Source organism: Chloroflexota bacterium, from assembly GCA_015478725.1.
In the GTDB taxonomy this organism is placed as follows: Bacteria; Chloroflexota; Limnocylindria; order Limnocylindrales; family CSP1-4; genus C-114.
Genome location: JADMIG010000075.1, coordinates 1 through 2492, shown reverse-complemented (window position 1 = coordinate 2492; position 2492 = coordinate 1). Strand labels below are relative to the sequence as shown.

General features: G+C 48.2%; 2 protein-coding genes. Both read right to left on the bottom strand.

Annotated elements, in window-relative coordinates; all coding sequences use genetic code 11:
- Positions 1 to 340 precede the first annotated feature (340 nt).
- Positions 341 to 1468 (bottom strand): IS91 family transposase, encoded by a 1128-nt coding sequence (locus tag IVW53_15755; GenBank protein ID MBF6607018.1) that lies wholly within the window; start codon positions 1466 to 1468, stop codon positions 341 to 343.
- 68 nt (positions 1469 to 1536) lie between these two features.
- Positions 1537 to 2388 (bottom strand): tyrosine-type recombinase/integrase, encoded by an 852-nt coding sequence (locus IVW53_15750; protein ID MBF6607017.1) that lies wholly within the window; start codon positions 2386 to 2388, stop codon positions 1537 to 1539.
- Positions 2389 to 2492 lie beyond the last annotated feature (104 nt).

Below are 2492 nucleotides of genomic sequence, written 5' to 3'. Positions count from 1 at the left end.
GAAAACCCCCACAATAAACCCCGATCATAGCGATGCTCTATCGGGGTTTTTGTTCTACTTGCTGTTGACCGTAACCCCCAGCAGTCCCTTAGGGTACAAAGTAAAATTTATCTGAATGCCTGCACCGGTATTTGCTACTGGCACTGTTGTTAAAATCGATGTTGCGTAGCAACACCTTTTTGATTTTCTACGCTTGGGAGCGGTGTTGGCTTGTTCCAGGTTAATGCAATCACTCATTTTGGTGAAGGTTTTTTAATGGTAGACAAAATGATTTCGCGCCGTACTTTTTTTAAAGCCGGTCTTTTACAATAACAAACCTGTTCGGTCAATCGGTTACTGCCTATTCCTTCTTCACCAGCTGCCTTCGGTTATAGACAACCTGTACCAACACCACCTTAGCCTTCTTGCAACACGGACAAAGTAATGGATCGCTACCATAGCGCTGCATAAACTTGATATACCAGGGCACGTGAGAAGGTGTTGGATGTTGGGGCAAGCCGAGCACCTTCAAAATCATATTCAAGCGCGTGTGTCGTTTATGGTTTCCATACAATCCGTAGCTCCTGATCTTGCAGAAGTACTTGGGCAGAATGTGTTGCTCAAAGCGCCTGATGAACTCCAGGGGTGGCAAGGTCATTGGCTTGACCTTGCCCTGATCGGCATAGTCTTTATAGTCGAAGGTCACCGTGCCATTATCTTCGACATGTTTAATACGGTTGTTGCTGATGGCCACCTTGTGGGTATACCGTGCCAGGTATTCCACTACTTGTGCGGCACCTCCGAAAGGCTCTTTAGCATAGACGACCCAATCTTTGTGTTTCAACGTTTGGGTGAAGTTGTACCAGTTTATTTTCATGGCTTCACTCAAGTTGATCTCACCGGCGTTTTTGAGTTCAGTAAGCCTTCGTAAAAACCTGGCGCGGTATACCTCTACCATGGCATCGACAGGAAACAATGTTTTGTAGCGACACTTTTTACCCGCTACCCAACGCTTGTTATTGTGTTGCCATCCGCTACCGGTAACAATGCAATGCACGTGAGGATGGAAATTGAGTTGCTGTCCCCAGGTGTGGAGTACTGAAATGATTCCGATCTGTGCATCCATGTATTTACGATCCCGCGCAAAGACATTGAGGGTGTAAGCAGAAGCCTCGAAGAGCAAGTTGAACAAGGGCTTTCGGTTACCCATCACCAGGCTGTTGAGTTCGTGTGGCAAGGTGAACACCACATGATAATATTTGCAGGGCAACAGTTCATTCATGCGGGCCTGTATCCAATCCTCCTTCTTGGAATTTCCACAATGCGGGCAATGCCTGTTACGACAACTGTGGTATTGCATAGTTTTATGTGCACAACCTTTATCGGAGCAAGCATAGAGATGATATCCCAGGGAAGGGGTTCGACACTGCGCGATGGCGTTAAGCACAGGCACAGCGCCGGAGCGGGCATTTGTTTTCCAATCATCCACCGATCGTAATACATGTTGAAGTCCGCGCTTGGGCGTACGGCCCACCGGAGAAGTATTTGTGTTCACCCTCATATGGCCACGGAGTTTTGTTGAAACAACATATCGAGGGGTGAGATAATGGCCTGTCGCTTTTTAGTTTGCAAGTGCAGGTATACCATGGTTGTGGCAATGGTGCTGTGACCGAGCAGCTCTTTGATGGTGTGAATGTCGGTTCCGGCATCGAGCAGATGGGTGGCGAAGGAATGGCGCAACGTATGGGCACTGTAGGGCTTATCTTTCATACCCGCATAGTTGAAGCACAACTTGAGGGCATGTTGTATGGCGCGCGGGTGCATAGCCTTGCCAGTCCACTTGCCCTCGAAGAGGTACACCGCAGGCTTGTGTACTTTGTAGTACTGGCGTAGCGTCATTAAGCACTGAGGTGATAAGAGCATCTTACGGTCCTTGCGTCCTTTGCCCTGATGGAGGTGGATGCACATGTTAGCCGAATCGACCTCGGTGATTTTGAGTTTAGAGCATTCCTCCAACCGCACACCGGTAGAATAGAACAACTCGATGAGCGCGCGCTGCTTAATAGTTTTACACGACTGTATAAGCAGCCTCACTTCCTCTGGCGACATGATGTGGGGGAGTGTAAAAGCCTTACGGGGATATAGTTTAGAGGGGAGCACGAAAGGCATCTTGAGCACGTGCTTGTAGAGGAAGCTGAAAGCCTGTGCTGCCATTCGGCATTTATCGCGTGCACATCCCAGGGTCACCTTTACGTAGAGCAAATACGTTTCGATGTGATGTTGCTGAATGTCGCGCAAGGACACCTCGGGAAAATACTGGGCCAGGAAACACACCTCGCGCTGATAGCTAGCCACCGTTCTTGGCGAGTAGTCGCCAATGGTCATGGTTCGGTGAAGCTGTTCGAGCACGGTTACAGATTGATCATGAATTTTTTTTCATCAGATTATTTGGTTTAAATTTATCCTACAAAAATAAGATAAACCGCTTTCCCCATAGGGGTTTCGGTTCAACA